Source organism: Flavobacterium sp. PMTSA4 (assembly GCF_032098525.1).
GTDB classification, from domain to species: Bacteria; Bacteroidota; Bacteroidia; order Flavobacteriales; family Flavobacteriaceae; genus Flavobacterium; species Flavobacterium capsici.
Genome location: NZ_CP134890.1, coordinates 210,648 through 233,153, shown reverse-complemented (window position 1 = coordinate 233,153; position 22,506 = coordinate 210,648). Strand labels below are relative to the sequence as shown.

The following is a 22,506-nucleotide window of genomic DNA, read 5'->3' as shown; positions in this document are numbered from 1 at the left end:
TAAAATTTTATATTTTGAAAAGGTTAATACAAGACGATAATTTATCACAAAAGTTTACACTAAATTAATGTTCAACTAACTTTTTGCGATGTGTTTTAATAACAATATTTAATAAAACTGTAAATAAAATTAGTAATGCTCCAATGTAAAAATCAACACTCATTTTTTCTTTTTCTTTAAAAAGAATAACGGCTAAAATAATGCCATATATAGGTTCTAGATTAATAGTTAGCATTACTGTGTAAGCACTCAAATGTTTCATTACTGAAGTTGAAGCAATAAATGCATATGCAGTACAAATAGAACTTAAAATGATTAAATATTTCAAATCATCGAAAGTTAAACTAAAAAAATCAGTTGAGAATTGATTTCCAAAAAGTAATAGAACTGAAAAAAAAAGAACTCCTCCAGAAAGCTCATAAAAGGAAATTATTGTAGCATCATGAGTTTTTACAAACTTGCTATTAATAACTGAAAATAAAGCAGACAAAAATGCCGAAGTCAAAGCCAGTAATATTCCATAAAAATAATTACCTTCTACATTAAAGATGATGTACAGCCCAAGAACTACCAAAAGTCCCAAAAAAACTTCATACCAAATTATTTTCTTTCCAAATAAAATTGGTTCTAAGAAAGAGGCAAAAAAAGCGCCTGTAGATAAACAAGCCAAAGTAACTGACACATTTGAAACTTTAATCGCCTTGAAAAAAGTAAACCAATGTAGAGCGATAATAAATCCTGCGAAGATAAATTGCATCAAAAATTTTCTTGAAACTTTTAAAGGCAATTTTTTCCAATAAATATACAAGGAAATAAACACAACCGCTAATGACATTCTAAACCAAACCAATGGCAAAGCATCTAAGGAAATTAAAGCACCTAAAATTGCCGTAAATCCCCAAATGAATACTATCAAATGAAGGTGTAAATAACTTTTAAAGCTATCGCTTAGCATTACGAAGAAGATAAATGGCCAATATTCCAAAAACAATATTTGGTGTCCAAACAGCAAGCATTGGCGGAGCTGAAGATGCTTCTGCTAAAACACCAAAAACTTTATCTAAAAACACAAAAGCAAATGCTAGTATAATTCCAATGGCTAAGTTCATTCCCATTCCACCACGTCTTTTCATAGATGAAACTGCAACAGCTATGATGGTTAAAATAAACGCCGAAACTGGTAAACTGTACTTTTTATAAAGTACAACTAAATAAACATTAATATTAGAAGAACCTCGTTGCCTTTCCTTATCAATAAACTTATTAAGTTCTTGTAACGGTAAAGTTTCTGCTATGTAAACCACTGGTGTTAAATCATCTAAATCAAAATTAAAAACAGTGTCCTTTTTCTCACCACTTTCAATAATATCATTCAATACACCAACCTTTCTTTTAGTATAATTGAATAAAGTATAGGTGCTATCTTTTGCATTATATTTTAACCGACTGGCTGTTAATTTATATTCCAGTTTTTCGTCCTTAAATTTTTCCATTGAAAAATTAAAAGCCATTTTTGAAATATCATTAAAACTACTGACATAAATGTATTCGTCTTTGCTGATTTGACGTAAAACGTTGGTTTGGTCTCCTTTTGCATTTTTAGCATAGCTATTTAAATATCTGTATCTAAAACTTAAAAAGCCTAAACTAGCACTTGGAACGAGATAAACGCTCATTATCAAAGCAAATAATGAAACCGTTGTTGCACCAATTATATAAGGTCGCATAAATCGAGTAAAAGATATCCCCGAACTTAATATTGCGATGATTTCTGTGTTATTTGCCAGTTTAGATGTAAACCAGATAACAGATAGAAAGAGAAAAATTGGAAACAGTAAATTGGCAAAATAAATAGTAAAGTCTAAATAATAGCTTGCTACTTCAATAAAAGGAACCTTATTTGCTAATATTTTATTGATTTTTTCAGAAACGTCAATTACTATTCCAATCGGAATAAACATCAATAACATTACTGTAAATGTTATTAAATAGCGTTTCAGAATGTATTTATCAATAATTTTAAGCATTCCTATAAACGTTGATTCATTTGTTTAACCATCATATCTTTCCAAACTCTGAAATCTCCTGCTAAGATATGTTTTCTAGCTTCACGAACCAACCACATATAAAAACCAAGGTTGTGAATGGTTGCAATTTGTTTCCCTAAATATTCATTTGCAGCAAATAAATGTCTTAAATAAGCCTTAGTATATTCAGTATCAACAAATGTAATTCCCATTTCGTCAATAGGAGAAAAATCATCTTCCCATTTTTTATTTTTGATATTTATTGTTCCATTGGCTGTAAACAACATACCATTTCTAGCATTTCTAGTTGGCATAACACAATCAAACATATCAATTCCTAAAGCAATATTTTCCAAAATATTGATTGGTGTACCAACTCCCATTAAGTATCTTGGTTTGTCTTGCGGAAGAACAGCTGTAACCACTTCGGTCATAGCATACATTTCTTCAGCAGGTTCGCCAACAGATAAACCACCAATTGCATTTCCTTCGGCACCAGCATTAGCAATATATTCTGCCGATTGTTGGCGCAAATCTTTATAAGTACTTCCTTGAACTATTGGAAAAAAAGTTTGGTCATAACCATATTTTGTTGGCACTTTTTCTAAATGATTAATACATCTGTCCAACCATCGATGTGTCATGTGCATACTTCTTTGCGCATAACGATAATCGCAAGGATAAGGTGTACACTCATCGAATGCCATAATAATATCGGCACCAATTGTACGCTGAATTTCCATCACATTTTCAGGAGTGAAAACGTGGTAAGAACCATCTATGTGAGATTTGAATTTTACGCCTTCTTCTTTTATTTTTCTGTTTGAAGACAATGAATAAACTTGGTAACCACCTGAATCGGTTAAAATATTTCTATCCCAATTCATAAATTTATGTAATCCGCCTGCTTTTTCTAAAATATCAGTTTGCGGACGCAAGTATAAGTGATAAGTATTTCCTAAAATTATATCTGGATTAATTTCTTCTTTTAATTCTCTTTGATGTACACCTTTTACAGATGCAACAGTTCCAACTGGCATAAAAATAGGCGTTTCAATTACACCATGATCAGTTGTAATTTTTCCAGCTCTAGCTTTTGATTGCGCATCAGTTTGTAATAATTCAAATTTCATCTATCTTTTTTTACAGTGGGCAAAGATAAAAGAATTGTGAATTATGAATTATGAATTATGGTTTTATTTAACTCTTTAAAGAGAGATTTCATTTCAAAACAAACAAGAATTGACACATGTAAAAGATGAAACAATTACAAAATCAGAAATCAAGTTAATATAATTAATGAAAGATAGTCAATGATTGACCGTCTGATTGAGAATCTGAATTGTTATTACTTTTCAAAACATGATCATTTAACAACTCTTCAACCGATTCACGATAATCATGAATATGATGCTTTTTCATCAAATAATTTACTCCAAGATCTTGAAGGTTTTTAACCAATTTTTTAGGATAAGCACCTGAAACCATTACTATAGGAATATCTTTTAAAGTTTCCGATTTTTTTATAATCTCTAGAATTTCCTGACCATTAAGTACAGGCATATGTACATCCAAAAAAATTATATCCGGTTTATTTTGTTCTGATTCCAAAACTAATAGCATAGCCTTACCATCTGAAAACCCTCGAACAGAATGTCCTAAACCTTCAGCTATTTCTTTGAAAAATTCTAAATCCTCTGAATCATCATCTAAATAAAAAATGGTTTGTGATTTTTTCATAGCATCAATTTTTATTTCTGTAAAATTAAGACTGTTAGGATTTAAAGTTGTTACAAAATAAAATTGTTTTATTATAAAATTTAAATTCTCTTGGAGTAAAAAGCCAAAGTTCTTTTGATAATCATTTGATAACTAATTTATAAATCTTTTGTGGCTTGAAAAAAATAGAATTACTTTTGCGCACAAATAATTTATAACTATTTATAATGTCTAACACACAACACTTACAAGATTTTACAACACAAGTTCGAAGAGATATTCTTCGTATGGTACATGCTGTAAATTCAGGTCATCCGGGTGGTTCTTTAGGATGTGCTGAGTTTTTTACTGTATTGTATCAACAACTACTAGAGAGAAAACCTGGTTTTAATATGGATGGCATTGGTGAAGATTTATTTTTCTTATCCAATGGTCACATTTCTCCCGTTTTCTATAGCGTTTTAGCTCGAAGTGGTTATTTCCCAGTTTCTGAATTGGCAACATTCAGAAAAATAAATTCTCGTTTACAAGGACATCCAACAACGCATGACAATTTACCTGGTGTTCGCATGGCTTCAGGTTCTTTAGGACAAGGATTATCAGTTGCAATTGGTGCTGCACAAGCAAAAAAATTAAATGGTGATAATCATTTAGTTTACTCACTTCATGGCGATGGTGAATTACAAGAAGGTCAAAATTGGGAAGCCATAATGTATGCTTCAGCAAAAAAAGTGGACAATTTAATTGCTACTGTCGATTTAAATGGACAACAAATTGACGGTTCAACTGATGAAGTTTTAAACATGGGAAGTTTAAGAGCAAAGTTTGAAGCTTTTGATTGGGATGTTTTAGAAATTACTGAAGGAAATAACATCGAAGCAATTATTACTGGTATGACAGAAGCTAAAAGCAGAACGGGTAAAGGAAAACCAGTTTGTGTTTTATTACATACTGTTATGGGTAACGGTGTTGATTTTATGATGCACACACACGCTTGGCATGGAAAAGCACCAAACGATGAACAATTAGCAACAGGATTAGCACAAAACGCAGAAACTCTAGGAGATTATTAAAATTATGAAAAAATACGAAAATCAAGGAAGTAAAGATACTCGTTCTGGTTTTGGAGCAGGAATGACCGAATTAGGACAAAAAAATGAAAATGTTGTGGCACTTTGTGCTGATTTAATTGGTTCATTAAAATTTGACGATTTCAAAAAGAATCATCCAGAGCGTTTTTTCCAAGTTGGGATTGCTGAAGCAAACATGATAGGAATTGCAGCTGGTTTAACTATTGGTGGAAAAATTCCTTTTACAGGAACATTTGCTAACTTTTCTACGGGAAGAGTTTATGATCAAATCCGTCAATCAGTTGCCTATTCTGATAAAAATGTAAAAATTTGTGCTTCTCACGCTGGATTAACACTTGGTGAAGATGGAGCAACACATCAAATTTTAGAAGATATTGGATTAATGAAAATGTTGCCAGGGATGACCGTAATCAATACTTGTGATTACAACCAAACCAAAGCAGCAACTATTGCTTTAGCAGAACATCATGGTCCGGCTTATTTGCGTTTTGGACGTCCAGTTGTGCCAAACTTTACTCCTGCTGACGAACCTTTTATAATTGGAAAAGCAATCATGCTTAATGAAGGAACTGATGTAACTATTATTGCTACCGGACATTTGGTTTGGGAAGCATTAGTAGCTGCGGAAGAATTAGAAGCAAAAGGAATTTCAGCTGAAGTAATCAATATTCATACTATAAAACCATTGGATGAAGAAGCAATTTTAAAATCAGTGGCCAAAACAGGTTGTGTGGTTACTGCTGAAGAACATAACTTCTTAGGTGGTTTAGGTGAAAGTGTTTCAAGAGTTTTAGCTTTAAATAATCCAAAACCTCAAGAATTTGTAGCGGTAAATGATAGTTTTGGTGAAAGTGGAACTCCAGCTCAATTGATGGAAAAATACAAATTAAATCATCAAGCAATTGTTGAAGCAGTAGATAAAGTAATGAAAAGAAAGTAATATTATTTCTTATAAATAAAAAAGCCGCTAATAGCGGCTTTTTTGTTTAATGCATTATTTTATTTTAATACTCAAATTTTCCAAACTCACTATCAATAGTTAGTTTTTTTGATTCACTTGCTTCAACTCTACCAACTATTTGTGCATCAACTCCAAATGACTTAGAAATTTCAATTATATCGTTTGCTAATTCTTTAGGCACATAAAGTTCCATTCTATGTCCACAATTGAAAACTTGGTACATTTCTTTCCAATCAGTTTTTGATTGTTCTTGAATCAATTTAAATAATGGTGGAATTGGGAATAAATTATCTTTTACTACATGAACATTGTCCACAAAATGCAACACTTTTGTTTGCGCACCACCAGAACAATGTACCATTCCGTGAATTTCTTTTGAATTGTATTTTTCTAAAATAGCTTTAATTATAGGCGCATAAGTTCTTGTTGGAGAAAGCACTAATTTTCCAGCGTCGATGGGAGAATTTTCAACTTCATCGGTTAATGTTACATTTCCTGAATAAACCAAATCTTTTGGAACAGAACTATCAAAACTTTCAGGATATTTTTCCGCTAAATATTTAGAAAAAACATCATGCCTAGCTGAAGTCAAGCCGTTACTTCCCATTCCGCCGTTGTATTGTGTTTCATAATTTGCTTGACCAGAAGAAGCTAATCCAACAATTACATCACCTGCTTGAATATTAGCATTATCAATTACATCGCTGCGCTTCATTCTTGCTGTAACGGTAGAATCTACAATAATTGTTCTCACTAAGTCTCCAACATCTGCCGTTTCTCCACCAGTGGAATGAATGGTAACTCCAAATTTTTTCAAATCTTGAATTAATTCTTCTGTTCCGTTGATGATTGCTGAAATTACTTCGGCTGGAATTAAATTTTTATTTCTTCCAATTGTTGAGGAAAGAAGAATGTTATCAGTAGCTCCAACACATAATAAATCATCAATATTCATGATTAAAGCATCTTGGGCTATTCCTTTCCAAACGGATAAATCTCCAGTTTCTTTCCAATACATATAAGCTAACGAAGACTTTGTTCCTGCTCCATCAGCATGCATGATTAAACAATAATTTTCATCATTGGTTAAATAGTCGGGAACAATTTTGCAAAATGCTTTTGGAAATAAACCTTTGTCAATGTTTTTTATGGCATTGTGAACATCTTCTTTTGAAGCGGAAACTCCTCGAAGTGAATAGCGTTGACTGTTATCAGAACTCATTTTTTGTAGTTAGTTGTGTTGCTGCAAAGATAACAAATTGAAGTCCGAATTACGAATTACAAAATATGAAATTTAGGAATATTTATTTTAATTCTCAACAATCATAATTTCAACTCTTCTGTTTTCATCAGCTTCTGTTTCGTTTTTCTCAGGAATTTTATGAACTGGTTTTGTGGTACCATATCCTTTATAAGTCATTCGATTTCTATCAATTTTATTTCTTATCAAAAAATTGTAAATCGCTTTTGCTCTTGCCGTTGAAATATCGTTTATATCAGTATCTATTTGACAACAAATATGACCTTGAATTTCAATTTTCAGCTTTGGATTTTCTTCCATAACACAAAGCAAATCATACATTGTAGTTTTCGATTTTGGCACTGTTCTGGCAGAATTATTATAAAAATAAATATTTGGAAGTTTTATATTTTCGCCAACTTTAGCATTTTTTATTTTTTCGTATAACTCAGATTTTGGGTTTTCAGCTTGAACTTCATTATAATAAATAATAACTTTTCTGTTTTCATCTTGATTTGGCGAACGCTCAAAATCTTTTCCGAAGGCAATCTTTTTCAAATCTTTATTTAGTAGTACTGCACTGCTTTTTAATAATTTGATTATACTTTCAATACGTCTTTCGGCTAATTTTTTATTGTAATTTTTTGTATCAACACTATCGCAGTAACCTTCTAATTTAAAAACTTCACTAATCTTTACAGAAGTTTTCCATTCATTAAACTCAAGTATTGAATTTTCGTTTGGAAAATCTTTATTAAAATCAAAATACACTTCGAATTGCTTTTGAGCAAGACAATAGTTAGCAAAAAAGAATAATATTAGTATTTTGATTAGTTTCATTTTACTTTCTGACAATTTCTATTTCAACTCTTCTGTTTGCAATGCGTTCTTCTTCATTATTTTCGGGTATTGGATAAATCGGATTGTTACTTCCTACTCCATTGTATGCCAATCTGTTTTGTTGAATTCCTTTATCTCTAAGGTATTTAAAAATTTTCAAAGCACGACGAAAAGATAATTTTGTGTTATATGGGTTTGGATTACAACAAATATGCCCGTGAATTTTAATAACAAGTTTAGGATTTCTTTCCATTATAAATAAAAGATCTTCTAATAATGGTCCTGAAGTTTCTTCAATGGTTTCAGAATTAAACTTAAAATTAATGTTATAAATTGCTATTCTATCACCAATTTTTGCTTTTTCAAATTTTTTAAACAAAGAACTTCTTTCGGTTTCAATTTTATTTACTACTATTTCATCAACAACTTCTATAGATTTATTTTCAGATAAATTGATGGATTTGGGTTTACTTTTTTCTAAATAATTAAAAACTACTTTTCTATTTTCATTTTGATTTTTTGACTGTTGAAAATCTTCTCCAACTGCTTCAATTATCAAATTATTATTTATTAAAATTGAATTTTTCTTCAATATCTCTAATGTAGATTTTATTCTTTTTTCAGCTAATTCCTTATTATAAAATTTGTTATCAACACTATCACAATAACCTTTTATCGAAATAATCTCAGCGCTTTGATTCATTTTTATCCAATCATTTAGTTTATAACTAGATTTTTCATTTGGAACATCTTTATTAAAATCAAAATAAACTTCAAATTGCTTTTGACTAAACGATTGAAAGACGAAAAACAATAAATAAAATTTCAAAAACTTCATTCTAGTTAGCTACAATTACAATTTCAACTCTTCTGTTTGCTGCTCGTTGTTCCTCGTTTTTTTCTGGTAAAGAATAAATGGGTTGTGAACTTCCAAAACCTTTATAGGACAATCTTCCAGGATAAATTTGATTGGAAACTAAAAAACTATAGATTGCTTTTGCTCTTTTGGTAGATAAATCATAACGATCAACTGGCATACAACATAAATGACCTTGAATTTCAATCTTCAATTGAGGGTTATTTTGCAAAACTAACAACAACTCATAAAGCTTTCCTCGTGATTCTTTCGTTATCGCAAAAGTATTTACTTGAAATTCTAAATTGTCTAATTTTAATTTTTCTCCGACTACAGAATTTCCAACTTTTTTCATAAATTCAACATCCAATTTGAATTCATCTTTTGTCCCATTCGGATTTTCAAAAATCATTTTCTCAGGATAATTAATTTCAGGTTTTGGAATTTCTTCTACTGCTTCTGGTTCTCCTTTAATTCCTAAAATTTCGCTTTCACGCGCTAAATCTTTTTCAAGTATATAATAAATGGTTACACGTCTGTTTTCAGCTTTATTTTTTGATTGATTGAAGTTTTCACCGAAACTTATCGTTTTAAAGTCTTCTCTTATTTTTATTTGACCTTTTACAACATTAAAAATAGTATTCACTCTTTTTTGTGCCAAAGAATCATTGAAACTTGTAGTTCCATCTTCATCTGTAAAACCATGAATAGCAACAATTTTATTGTTCCTGTTATCTGAAATCCAACTTTGTAATTTATAATCTTCTCTATCTGTCAACTCAAATTTATTACTATCAAAATACACATTATATTGTTCTTGAGAAAAAGAAAAAAATAGACTAAATAAAAAAATGAAAAGAAATTTAAATTTCATAATGATAAAATTATAGTTGAAAGTTACGAAAAAATTTACTTTACACCTCGCAAAATTTATACCAATAAAAAAGCCATTCAGTTGAATGGCTTTTTAAAAATCATATATACACTTGATTATCTTGTAAATAACAACTCTCTGTATTTGGTTAGTGTCCAAATTTCGTCATCAACTAATAACTCAAGTTTATCACAATGTTCTCTGATGATTTCAAAATATGGTTTTACTTTATCACAGTAAGCTTCAGCCATTTTTTGAGCATCAGTCAATGCATTAGCTTTTTTACGAGCTTCGGTCATTGCTTCAACATTTGAATTGATTCCTTCTATATGCTGAGAAATCTCTTTGATAAGGAAAATTTGTTCTTTAGCTATTTTTTCAAAATCTTTTCCGAAAATTTCTTTTAAACCACGAACGTTTTCAATTAAAGTATTTTGATAACGGATAGCTGTTGGAATTACGTGATTACGAGCAATATCTCCCAAAACTCTACCTTCGATTTGAATTTTCTTAGTGTATTCTTCTAATTCAATTTCATAACGAGCTTCAACTTCAACATGATTCATCACGTTTAAATCACTAAATAAATCTAAAGCTTTTTTAGATACTTTAGCTTTTAAAGCTGCTGGTGTAGTTTTATGATTGCTCAAACCTCTTTTCTTAGCTTCTTTTTCCCAAGCATCGCTATAACCATCGCCTTCAAAAAGAATATTTTTTGTTTGTTTGATGTATTCTCGTAAAACATTGAAAATTGCCTCGTCTTTTTTCAAGTCTTTTTTCTCAATTAATGTATCAACTTCTTTTTTGAAATCTCTTAATTGTTTTGCAACAATCGAATTTAAAGTTGTCATTGCATTGGCACAATTTGCAGATGAACCTACAGCACGAAATTCAAATTTATTCCCTGTAAATGCAAATGGAGATGTTCTGTTTCTATCAGTATTGTCCAACATAACATCTGGAATTTTACCAACCACATTTAATTTCAAATCTGTTTTTTCTTCTGGAGAAAGTTTTCCTTTAGAAACTCCTTCTAACTCAGCTAATACTTTAGATAATTGATCACCTATAAAAACAGAAATAATTGCTGGCGGAGCTTCGTTTGCTCCTAATCTGTGGTCATTACTTGCTGTAGCAATTGATGCTCTAAGTAATTCTTCGTATTCTTGAACTGCTTTTATTGTATTTATAAAAAATGATAAAAATTGTAAATTACTCATTGGCGTTTTTCCTGGTGAAAGTAAATTTACTCCTGTATCAGTAGCCATTGACCAGTTATTGTGTTTTCCAGAACCATTTACACCTTTGAAAGGTTTCTCATGAAACAATACTTTAAAATCATGACGTTCTCCAACTTTAGACATAACGTCCATCAATAATGAATTATGATCAACTGCTAAATTGGTTTCTTCAAAAATTGGAGCTAACTCAAACTGGTTTGGAGCAACTTCATTATGACGCGTTTTTACTGGAATGCCAAGCAACATACATTCTTCTTCTAATTCACGCATGTAAGCAAGTGCACGAGAAGGAATTGAACCAAAATAATGGTCGTCTAATTGTTGACCTTTTGCAGAAGTGTGACCTAACAACGTTCTTCCAGTCATTACCAAATCTGGACGAGAATTAGCCAAAGAAGAGTCAACCAAGAAATATTCTTGTTCCCAACCTAAAGTAGCAGTAACTTTTTTAACGTTCTTATCAAAATATTTACAAACATCAGTAGCAGCTTCATCAACAGCATTTAATGCACGTAATAATGGAGTTTTATAGTCTAATGCCTCGCCAGTATAAGAGATAAAAACTGTTGGAATACACAAAGTTGTTCCAAAAATAAAAGCTGGTGAAGTTGGATCCCAAGCGGTATAACCACGAGCTTCAAATGTATTTCTAATTCCACCATTAGGGAAAGAAGAAGCATCTGGTTCTTGTTGCACTAATTGTCCGCCACCAAATTTTTCAACTGGATCAGAACCATCGTAAGATGTTTCAAAAAAAGCATCATGTTTTTCAGCAGTTGCTCCTGTTAATGGTTGAAACCAGTGAGTATAATGAGTAACGCCTTTCGACACCGCCCATTCTTTCATACCCATTGCGATATAATCTGCTAATTTTCTATCAATTTTTGTTCCATGCTGCACGGCATCTTTCACTCCTTTATAAGCATCAGAAGTTAAATATTGCTTCATAGCTTTGTCATTAAACACATTAGAACCAAAAAGTGCTGATTTTTTATCAACTTCTTCAAATTTTACAGGCTTTCTACCTGATGCATCTTTCAATGCTTGAAAACGTAAACTTGACATAAAAATTAATTTTTAAAATTATACCCTAGTATTTTGATGCAAATATAGCATTATTTTAATCTTAAAATAAAAATACCCTATTTTTTTAGGGGTAAAATTATCAACATTTCACATTTTTATTTTTTAAGCTAATTTTTATACTATGAACAATTGACTTATATTTGATAAAAATTACTCAATATGATTGTTTGGATATTATTTCTTACCGCAATATTATTTTTTTTAGCACTAGATTTAGGAGTTTTTAATAAAAATCCTCATATAATTTCATCAAAAGAAGCTGGCAAATGGACAACTATATTTGTGGTTATTTCATTTATATTTTCTGGAGTGATATATTGGATATACCAAAATAATTATATCGAGAATCCAACTAAACTTACTCCAACGTTAGCTTCCATAAAATATATTACTGGTTATTTAATTGAATTATCCTTAAGTGTTGACAATATTTTTGTAATTGCTGTTGTGTTCTCTTCTTTCAAAATTCCACAGAAATTTCAACATAGAGTATTGTTCTGGGGTATTCTAGGAGCAATAGTTTTTAGAGGTTTAATGATATATTTTGGAGTTTTACTTATCAATAAATTTAGTTGGATGACTTATGTTTTTGGAGCATTTTTAATTTTTACTGCCGCCAAAATGCTTTTTAAAGGTGAAAATGAAAATTTCAATCCAAAAAAATCATTCATTTTTAGAAATCTTCGAAAAATAATTCCGGTTACTATGCACATTGAAGGACAAAAGTTTTTTATTAGAAAAAGACATATTACGTTTGCCACACCATTATTTGTAGCTCTAATTGTTATAGAATTAATGGATGTTTTGTTTGCAATGGATAGTGTTCCTGCAATTTTAGCTATTACATCTGATCCTTTTTTAGTATTTAGCTCTAATATTTTTGCAATTCTTGGATTACGTTCGATGTATTTCTTTTTAGCTAATATGTTAGAAAAGTTTAGTTATTTAGAATATAGTTTAATTGCAATCTTAACCTTTGTGGGTATCAAAATGCTAATTGTTCATTATTATAAATTTCCCGAATGGATTTCTTTAGGATTTATTGCTATCTCATTATTAGCTGGAATTCTTGTTTCTCTAAAAAATTCAAACTCTGAAAACAATTAAATATTTTTTTGGGCTTGATGGCTTTTTTGAAAATAATATGATTAATCAACTGTTTATCATTTTATTATTTTTAATAATAAAGTCATTGAAGATCATCTAGAGTATTAAACTTGAATCATTTTTCTTTTATCCTTTTTCATTTAATAACTTCGAAACAATAATTGTACTTAACTGTTTATATTATTGATTTATACTTTTTTTTAACATGGATAACAATAAAAAAACCTCTTCAATTACTGAAGAGGTTTTTTTGATCATTTACTTTTTTAAATTATCTTTTAATAACTCTTAGTGTTTTCACTTCAACTCCTTGAGATACTATTACATTGTAAACTCCAGATGGATATTTATCCCCAACTTTAATTTCGTTTGATTCAGTTGGATTAATTTCTATTGTCTCAATTAATCTTCCAATCATATCATAGATTGATACTGATACTTTAGAATTGTTTGTCGTAGAAACATTTATATTAAAGTTATCTGTATATGGATTAGGATATACTTTTACTCCAATTCTATTTAATGATGTAAATAAGTTTGGAGCTACAGATGAATTACAATTTGGTGCTGTAGTAGCTCTTGTTCCTCCTAAAGGACAGCCAGCATTGTTAAAAGTATCTAATTCAGAACCTAATATTCCTGGTGCACTGCCTCCAGTTGCATAAGCTTGGTTAACGGCATCAATAATTGATTGTACATTATCTTGATATCCAATATAATCCACATCATCACTACATGCATTTAATAAAGCTGCAACTCCTTGACGAGCCAAGTTGTAAATTCCTCCGCCACCTAAATTTAATGCTTGCAACAGCGTCAAATTAGATAAATTTGCTGGTGCACTTGTAAACACTGCACCGAATAAATCACAAGTAGTATATGAAGAACACCATCTATTAGTATGGTTTTTCCAATATCCTAATGTACACCCTTCAGTACCGCACACCTCAATAATAAATCTTGCTGTACAAGAAGCTGACTGACAATTATCGGATACCGTATAAGTTATAACCAACTCAGTACCTGGTTCTGGAATTTGGTATTGTGTCAAATCTGTAACAGTTACATTAACGCAACCTCCTGAATAACTAAATCCATTTTTCCATTCCTCAAATGCAATACTTGGATTTTCTCCACATTTTACAAATCTATAAGCTGGACATGTAACAGTTAATGTTTCAGCTGGTACAACTGTAAATGTTTCAGTTACATCTGCTGTATTACAAGTATCAGTCACAACAAATGTCACTGTTGTAGTTCCACCAGTACATAATTGAGGAGCTAATGGCTCACCATAATTACCTTTTGGATCACATCCTCCAGTCACACCAAATTGACTTAACCATGTAGCGAAAGCTGCATCAACTGCCGCTTGGTCTGCATAATCACATGAACTGATTATTGTGCTGTCAGGTGAATTTAATACCAAGACTGGTGCTGGTGTGATAGTAAAGGCTCTCGTTACTGTTGATGTTTGGTAACATTTATCCATTACAGTATAAGTAACTGTTGTGGTTCCGCCACAAGCATTTGGAGCACTTACTTCTCCATAGCTGCCTTGTGGGTTACATCCGCCACTTACCGTAAAGCCACCTAACCACGTCGCAAACGCTGCATTAACTGCTGCTTGGTCTGCATAAGCACAAGCACTTGTTGATGATGCAGCTGGTGCATTCACCGTTACTTGTGGTGCTGGTGTGATAGTAAAGGCTCTCGTTACTGTTGATGTTTGGTAACATTTATCCATTACAGTATAAGTAACTGTTGTGGTTCCGCCACATGCATTTGGAGCACTTACTTCTCCATAGCTGCCTTGTGGGTTACATCCGCCACTTACCGTAAAGCCACCTAACCACGTCGCAAACGCTGCATTAACTGCTGCTTGGTCTGCATAAGCACAAGCACTGGTTGATGATGCAGCTGGTGCATTCACCGTTACTTGTGGTGCTGGTGTGATAGTAAAGGCTCTCGTTACTGTTGATGTTTGGTAACATTTATCCATTACAGTATAAGTAACTGTTGTGGTTCCGCCACATGCATTTGGAGCACTTACTTCTCCATAGCTGCCTTGTGGGTTACATCCGCCACTTACCGTAAAGCCACCTAACCACGTCGCAAACGCTGCATTAACTGCTGCTTGGTCTGCATAAGCACAAGCACTTGTTGATGATGCAGCTGGTGCATTCACCGTTACTTGTGGTGCTGGTGTGATGGTAAAGGCTCTCGTTACTGTTGATGTTTGGTAACATTTATCCATTACAGTATAAGTAACTGTTGTGGTTCCGCCACATGCATTTGGAGCACTTACTTCTCCATAGCTGCCTTGTGGGTTACATCCGCCACTTACCGTAAAGCCACCTAACCACGTCGCAAACGCTGCATTAACTGCTGCTTGGTCTGCATAAGCACAAGCACTTGTTGATGATGCAGCTGGTGCATTCACCGTTACTTGTGGTGCTGGTGTGATAGTAAAGGCTCTCGTTACTGTTGATGTTTGGTAACATTTATCCATTACAGTATAAGTAACTGTTGTGGTTCCGCCACAAGCATTTGGAGCACTTACTTCTCCATAGCTGCCTTGTGGGTTACATCCGCCACTTACCGTAAAGCCACCTAACCACGTCGCAAACGCTGCATTAACTGCTGCTTGGTCTGCATAAGCACAAGCACTTGTTGATGATGCAGCTGGTGCATTCACCGTTACTTGTGGTGCTGGTGTGATAGTAAAGGCTCTCGTTACTGTTGATGTTTGGTAACATTTATCCATTACAGTATAAGTAACTGTTGTGGTTCCGCCACATGCATTTGGAGCACTTACTTCTCCATAGCTGCCTTGTGGGTTACATCCGCCACTTACCGTAAAGCCACCTAACCACGTCGCAAACGCTGCATTAACTGCTGCTTGGTCTGCATAAGCACAAGCACTTGTTGATGATGCAGCTGGTGCATTCACCGTTACTTGTGGTGCTGGTGTGATAGTAAAGGCTCTCGTTACTGTTGATGTTTGGTAACATTTATCCATTACAGTATAAGTAACTGTTGTGGTTCCGCCACAAGCATTTGGAGCACTTACTTCTCCATAGCTGCCTTGTGGGTTACATCCGCCACTTACCGTAAAGCCACCTAACCACGTCGCAAACGCTGCATTAACTGCTGCTTGGTCTGCATAAGCACAAGCACTGGTTGATGATGCAGCTGGTGCATTCACCGTTACTTGTGGTGCTGGTGTGATAGTAAAGGCTCTCGTTACTGTTGATGTTTGGTAACATTTATCCATTACAGTATAAGTAACTGTTGTGGTTCCGCCACAAGCATTTGGAGCACTTACTTCTCCATAGCTGCCTTGTGGGTTACATGGTAAAGCCACCTAACCACGAAACGCTGCATTAACTGCTGCTTGGTCTGCATAAGCACAAGCACTTGTTGATGATGCAGCTGGTGCATTCACCGTTACTTGTGGTGCTGGTGTGATAGTAAAGGCTCTCGTTACTGTTGATGTTTGGTAACATTTATCCATTACAGTATAAGTAACTGTTGTGGTTCCGCCACATGCATTTGGAGCACTTACTTCTCCATAGCTGCCTTGTGGGTTACATCCGCCACTTACCGTAAAGCCACCTAACCACGTCGCAAACGCTGCATTAACTGCTGCTTGGTCTGCATAAGCACAAGCACTGGTTGATGATGCAGCTGGTGCATTCACCGTTACTTGTGGTGCTGGTGTGATAGTAAAGGCTCTCGTTACTGTTGATGTTTGGTAACATTTATCCATTACAGTATAAGTAACTGTTGTGGTTCCGCCACATGCATTTGGAGCACTTACTTCTCCATAGCTGCCTTGTGGGTTACAGCCTCCACTTACCGTAAAGCCACCTAACCACGTCGCAAACGCTGCATTAACTGCTGCTTGGTCTGCATAAGCACAAGCACTGGTTGATGATGCAGCTGGTGCATTCACCGTTACTTGTGGTGCTGGTGTGATAGTAAAGGCTCTCGTTACTGTTGATGTTTGGTAACATTTATCCATTACAGTATAAGTAACTGTTGTGGTTCCGCCACATGCATTTGGAGCACTTACTTCTCCATAGCTGCCTTGTGGGTTACATCCGCCACTTACCGTAAAGCCACCTAACCACGTCGCAAACGCTGCATTAACTGCTGCTTGGTCTGCATAAGCACAAGCACTTGTTGATGATGCAGCTGGTGCATTCACCGTTACTTGTGGTGCTGGTGTGATGGTAAAGGCTCTCGTTACTGTTGATGTTTGGTAACATTTATCCATTACAGTATAAGTAACTGTTGTGGTTCCGCCACATGCATTTGGAGCACTTACTTCTCCATAGCTGCCTTGTGGGTTACATCCGCCACTTACCGTAAAGCCACCTAACCACGTCGCAAACGCTGCATTAACTGCTGCTTGGTCTGCATAAGCACAAGCACTTGTTGATGATGCAGCTGGTGCATTCACCGTTACTTGTGGTGCTGGTGTGATAGTAAAGGCTCTCGTTACTGTTGATGTTTGGTAACATTTATCCATTACAGTATAAGTAACTGTTGTGGTTCCGCCACAAGCATTTGGAGCACTTACTTCTCCATAGCTGCCTTGTGGGTTACATCCGCCACTTACCGTAAAGCCACCTAACCACGTCGCAAACGCTGCATTAACTGCTGCTTGGTCTGCATAAGCACAAGCACTGGTTGATGATGCAGCTGGTGCATTCACCGTTACTTGTGGTGCTGGTGTGATAGTAAAGGCTCTCGTTACTGTTGATGTTTGGTAACATTTATCCATTACAGTATAAGTAACTGTTGTGGTTCCGCCACATGCATTTGGAGCACTTACTTCTCCATAGCTGCCTTGTGGGTTACAGCCTCCACTTACCGTAAAGCCACCTAACCACGTCGCAAACGCTGCATTAACTGCTGCTTGGTCTGCATAAGCACAAGCACTGGTTGATGATGCAGCTGGTGCATTCACCGTTACTTGTGGTGCTGGTGTGATAGTAAAGGCTCTCGTTACTGTTGATGTTTGGTAACATTTATCCATTACAGTATAAGTAACTGTTGTGGTTCCGCCACAAGCATTTGGAGCACTTACTTCTCCATAGCTGCCTTGTGGGTTACATCCGCCACTTACCGTAAAGCCACCTAACCACGTCGCAAACGCTGCATTAACTGCTGCTTGGTCTGCATAAGCACAAGCACTGGTTGATGATGCAGCTGGTGCATTCACCGTTACTTGTGGTGCTGGTGTGATAGTAAAGGCTCTCGTTACTGTTGATGTTTGGTAACATTTATCCATTACAGTATAAGTAACTGTTGTGGTTCCGCCACATGCATTTGGAGCACTTACTTCTCCATAGCTGCCTTGTGGGTTACAGCCTCCACTTACCGTAAAGCCACCTAACCACGTCGCAAACGCTGCATTAACTGCTGCTTGGTCTGCATAAGCACAAGCACTGGTTGATGATGCAGCTGGTGCATTCACCGTTACTTGTGGTGCTGGTGTGATAGTAAAGGCTCTCGTTACTGTTGATGTTTGGTAACATTTATCCATTACAGTATAAGTAACTGTTGTGGTTCCGCCACATGCATTTGGAGCACTTACTTCTCCATAGCTGCCTTGTGGGTTACATCCGCCACTTACCGTAAAGCCACCTAACCACGTCGCAAACGCTGCATTAACTGCTGCTTGGTCTGCATAAGCACAAGCACTTGTTGATGATGCAGCTGGTGCATTCACCGTTACTTGTGGTGCTGGTGTGATGGTAAAGGCTCTCGTTACTGTTGATGTTTGGTAACATTTATCCATTACAGTATAAGTAACTGTTGTGGTTCCGCCACATGCATTTGGAGCACTTACTTCTCCATAGCTGCCTTGTGGGTTACATCCGCCACTTACCGTAAAGCCACCTAACCACGTCGCAAACGCTGCATTAACTGCTGCTTGGTCTGCATAAGCACAAGCACTTGTTGATGATGCAGCTGGTGCATTCACCGTTACTTGTGGTGCTGGTGTGATAGTAAAGGCTCTCGTTACTGTTGATGTTTGGTAACATTTATCCATTACAGTATAAGTAACTGTTGTGGTTCCGCCACAAGCATTTGGAGCACTTACTTCTCCATAGCTGCCTTGTGGGTTACATCCGCCACTTACCGTAAAGCCACCTAACCACGTCGCAAACGCTGCATTAACTGCTGCTTGGTCTGCATAAGCACAAGCACTTGTTGATGATGCAGCTGGTGCATTCACCGTTACTTGTGGTGCTGGTGTGATAGTAAAGGCTCTCGTTACTGTTGATGTTTGGTAACATTTATCCATTACAGTATAAGTAACTGTTGTGGTTCCGCCACATGCATTTGGAGCACTTACTTCTCCATAGCTGCCTTGTGGGTTACATCCGCCACTTACCGTAAAGCCACCTAACCACGTCGCAAACGCTGCATTAACTGCTGCTTGGTCTGCATAAGCACAAGCACTTGTTGATGATGCAGCTGGTGCATTCACCGTTACTTGTGGTGCTGGTGTGATAGTAAAGGCTCTCGTTACTGTTGATGTTTGGTAACATTTATCCATTACAGTATAAGTAACTGTTGTGGTTCCGCCACAAGCATTTGGAGCACTTACTTCTCCATAGCTGCCTTGTGGGTTACATCCGCCACTTACCGTAAAGCCACCTAACCACGTCGCAAACGCTGCATTAACTGCTGCTTGGTCTGCATAAGCACAAGCACTGGTTGATGATGCAGCTGGTGCATTCACCGTTACTTGTGGTGCTGGTGTGATAGTAAAGGCTCTCGTTACTGTTGATGTTTGGTAACATTTATCCATTACAGTATAAGTAACTGTTGTGGTTCCGCCACATGCATTTGGAGCACTTACTTCTCCATAGCTGCCTTGTGGGTTACATCCGCCACTTACCGTAAAGCCACCTAACCACGTCGCAAACGCTGCATTAACTGCTGCTTGGTCTGCATAAGCACAAGCACTTGTTGATGATGCAGCTGGTGCATTCACCGTTACTTGTGGTGCTGGTGTGATAGTAAAGGCTCTCGTTACTGTTGATGTTTGGTAACATTTATCCATTACAGTATAAGTAACTGTTGTGGTTCCGCCACAAGCATTTGGAGCACTTACTTCTCCATAGCTGCCTTGTGGGTTACATCCGCCACTTACCGTAAAGCCACCTAACCACGTCGCAAACGCTGCATTAACTGCTGCTTGGTCTGCATAAGCACAAGCACTTGTTGATGATGCAGCTGGTGCATTCACCGTTACTTGTGGTGCTGGTGTGATAGTAAAGGCTCTCGTTACTGTTGATGTTTGGTAACATTTATCCATTACAGTATAAGTAACTGTTGTGGTTCCGCCACAAGCATTTGGAGCACTTACTTCTCCATAGCTGCCTTGTGGGTTACATCCGCCACTTACCGTAAAGCCACCTAACCACGTCGCAAACGCTGCATTAACTGCTGCTTGGTCTGCATAAGCACAAGCACTTGTTGATGATGCAGCTGGTGCATTCACCGTTACTTGTGGTGCTGCGGTAATAGTGAAAGTAGCAGAACAAGTAGCTTGTTTTCCACAATCATCAGAGGCACTAAAGTTTACAGTCACATTACCTCCAGCACACAAATTAGGTGCTGATAAGTTTTGTAGACCTGATGTAACTAAAGTACCATTTCCTCCTGAAGCTGTAAATCCTCCTAACCAGGTTGCAAATGCTGCATTAACTGCTGCTTGGTCTGCATAGGCACAAGCGCTGGTAGAACTATTTTGAGGACAATTAATAACTATAGGAATTACAGGTATAATTGTAACTGTAACAGGTTTTATGTCCGTACAATTAGCTGAAGTTGTAACTTTAATATAATAAGTTCCAGATGCTGAAACAGCACTTGGATTATTTAAAGGTGTTGTTGCCCCAGAATTTGTCCAGTAAGTAAGTGTTCCACCTTGAAGATTACTTCCTGTAGTAACAGCTGGAAGTGTTAAATCAACCGTTAACGGTGCGCAAACTGGTGCTGGATTATTAGTTACAAGATTAGGACTTGGATTAACTGTTAAAGTTCCTGAACCAGAGCCAGAACAATTGGTTGAACCATTAGTAACAACAACTGAATAACTTCCTCCAACAGTTGCATTAAATGATGCTACATTACCTGGATTTGAAGCTCCTTGAGGCACAGTCCATACATATGTATATGTTCCTGCTGGATTTACTGTTGCAGTAATACTGACCGCAGGATCATTTGAACATTTAGAAGGTGAATTAACTGAAACCGTTGGAGACTGAACTACAGTAACTGCTGTCGGTCTACCTATTAATGTAGTACATTCTGAAATTGTATTAGTAGCAACGACGTAATAATTTCCAGCTGGCAGGTTAGACCATGTCAATGTTCCACCAGTTCCTAGCTGAGCTACTTGTACATTGGTATCATCTGAATCTTTTTTTAACTGATAACTTACTTGTGTTTCAGAATTTGCTAAAGTTATAGTTCCACTATTTGGTGATGAACTACAAAAACTACTTCCTACTAAAGTTTTAGGAGCTGGCACTGAACCAAATCTTCCTCTTGCCAAATCTTCCAAAGAAGCTGTTAATGATTGTGAATTTCTTGTTTCTGCTAAAAATGTTCCTAAACAAACACTCAAATTGAAATTTACACTACTTAAATCTATGTAACCCTCAAAGAATGATGAAGGCGGATAAGTTCCTGCAGCACCAAACTTAGGAACATAATTCCAAGATGGAGGAGAATTAACTGTATTAACATTAACTCTTGCATCTAAACCTGAGGTTGGTAAAGGGATTGGTGTAGGATCTAATGCTCCATTAGTCCATCTGTAAGCATTTATATCAGCTACAGCTCCGCCATTTACGAAGTGACTAATCATTAGAATATCACCATCAATGTGTTGTCCGCTAAATCCACCACTAGTTACACCTAACTTACCAACACTATCTTGAAGAATCCAAAATCCAATTGCTGAATCACCATTATTAGCTCGTCTATCAGCAAAGAAATATAAAAAAGTACCATCAAAATAATAACCAACATTGGCCATATTATTTTTATCGTTAGAACTATTTGTCGTCCATGCCCATTGACTTATCTGTTGCACATCTTTTGAACCTAAAGTCCAAATATCATCTGTGCCGTCAATTGGGTCAGTAATTCTAGCCTTAATTCCTCCTGGTGTGGATAATAACGTTCCCCAATCATTTGGATCTCCATCCAAAGTAATCTGTGCTGTGGAAATGTTGGAAAACAAAAAAAGCATGAGAAGTACTAGTATACCCATCACGCCTTTAGGTTTCTTTTTTGTTTCACTACAACATTCTTCTACAGATGTGACTTTGGAAAAATCCAATTTGAAACCATTTTCTCTTCTACTAACAACACAATTGTCACTACTAGAGAAACCTAAAAACTTAAATAAAGTAATGTTTTTCATA

14 protein-coding genes are annotated in these 22,506 nt (G+C 35.4%); 3 read left to right on the top strand and 11 right to left on the bottom strand.

Translation table 11 applies throughout. The features are described from left to right. Positions 1-64: 64 nt before the first annotated feature. The 4 genes from RN605_RS01065 to RN605_RS01050 all read right to left on the bottom strand — a co-directional run bounded on the left by RN605_RS01065 (position 65) and on the right by RN605_RS01050 (position 3,767). Entirely contained in the window at positions 65-955 is an 891-nt protein-coding gene (locus RN605_RS01065) for a DMT family transporter (protein ID WP_313321558.1), read from the bottom strand. Beyond that, positions 942-2,027 (bottom strand): LptF/LptG family permease, encoded by a 1,086-nt coding sequence (locus tag RN605_RS01060; protein ID WP_313321557.1) that lies wholly within the window; start codon positions 2,025-2,027, stop codon positions 942-944. Before RN605_RS01060 ends, RN605_RS01065 begins: the two co-directional genes overlap by 14 nt. A gap of 2 nt (positions 2,028-2,029) precedes the next feature. Then, a complete protein-coding gene (gene tgt, locus RN605_RS01055; protein WP_313321556.1) occupies positions 2,030-3,160 on the bottom strand; it encodes a tRNA guanosine(34) transglycosylase Tgt in 1,131 nt (376 codons plus the stop codon). A gap of 163 nt (positions 3,161-3,323) precedes the next feature. After that, positions 3,324-3,767, bottom strand: a complete 444-nt coding sequence (locus tag RN605_RS01050; RefSeq protein ID WP_313321555.1) for a response regulator — start codon at positions 3,765-3,767, stop codon at positions 3,324-3,326. Positions 3,768-3,973: 206 nt separating this feature from the next. On the opposite strand from RN605_RS01050, the gene RN605_RS01045 reads away from it, so the two are divergent. Beyond that, complete coding sequence (locus tag RN605_RS01045) at positions 3,974-4,819, top strand: transketolase (RefSeq protein ID WP_313321554.1); 846 nt, start codon at positions 3,974-3,976, stop codon at positions 4,817-4,819. A 4-nt stretch (positions 4,820-4,823) separates the two neighbouring features. Further along, positions 4,824-5,777 carry a transketolase family protein gene (locus RN605_RS01040; protein WP_313321553.1) on the top strand — a complete coding sequence of 318 codons (954 nt, stop codon included), beginning with the start codon at positions 4,824-4,826 and terminating at the stop codon, positions 5,775-5,777. A 64-nt stretch (positions 5,778-5,841) separates the two neighbouring features. Here the strand turns inward: RN605_RS01040 and RN605_RS01035 are convergent, their stop codons facing one another. The 5 genes from RN605_RS01035 to RN605_RS01015 form a co-directional block, all read right to left on the bottom strand. Beyond that, complete coding sequence (locus RN605_RS01035) at positions 5,842-7,020, bottom strand: AIR synthase related protein (protein WP_313321552.1); 1,179 nt, start codon at positions 7,018-7,020, stop codon at positions 5,842-5,844. 87 nt (positions 7,021-7,107) lie between these two features. Then, positions 7,108-7,878 carry an OmpA family protein gene (locus RN605_RS01030; RefSeq protein ID WP_313321551.1) on the bottom strand — a complete coding sequence of 257 codons (771 nt, stop codon included), beginning with the start codon at positions 7,876-7,878 and terminating at the stop codon, positions 7,108-7,110. A 1-nt stretch (position 7,879) separates the two neighbouring features. After that, a complete protein-coding gene (locus tag RN605_RS01025) occupies positions 7,880-8,716 on the bottom strand; it encodes an OmpA family protein (RefSeq protein WP_313321550.1) in 837 nt (278 codons plus the stop codon). A gap of 1 nt (position 8,717) precedes the next feature. Then, positions 8,718-9,608, bottom strand: coding sequence for an OmpA family protein (locus RN605_RS01020; protein WP_313321549.1), 891 nt, complete (start codon positions 9,606-9,608; stop codon positions 8,718-8,720). Between the two features lie 116 nt (positions 9,609-9,724). Continuing rightward, positions 9,725-11,914 (bottom strand): glutamine synthetase III family protein, encoded by a 2,190-nt coding sequence (locus RN605_RS01015; protein WP_313321548.1) that lies wholly within the window; start codon positions 11,912-11,914, stop codon positions 9,725-9,727. Between the two features lie 180 nt (positions 11,915-12,094). On the opposite strand from RN605_RS01015, the gene RN605_RS01010 reads away from it, so the two are divergent. Beyond that, positions 12,095-13,042 (top strand): TerC family protein, encoded by a 948-nt coding sequence (locus tag RN605_RS01010; RefSeq protein ID WP_313321547.1) that lies wholly within the window; start codon positions 12,095-12,097, stop codon positions 13,040-13,042. A gap of 271 nt (positions 13,043-13,313) precedes the next feature. Here RN605_RS01010 and RN605_RS01005 read toward each other — a convergent pair whose 3' ends face one another. Next, positions 13,314-16,409, bottom strand: coding sequence for a T9SS type A sorting domain-containing protein (locus RN605_RS01005; RefSeq protein ID WP_313356374.1), 3,096 nt, complete (start codon positions 16,407-16,409; stop codon positions 13,314-13,316). Continuing rightward, on the bottom strand, positions 16,410-22,505 hold the full coding sequence (locus RN605_RS01000; RefSeq protein ID WP_313356372.1) for a hypothetical protein: 6,096 nt from the start codon (positions 22,503-22,505) through the stop codon (positions 16,410-16,412). Position 22,506: the final 1 nt, after the last annotated feature.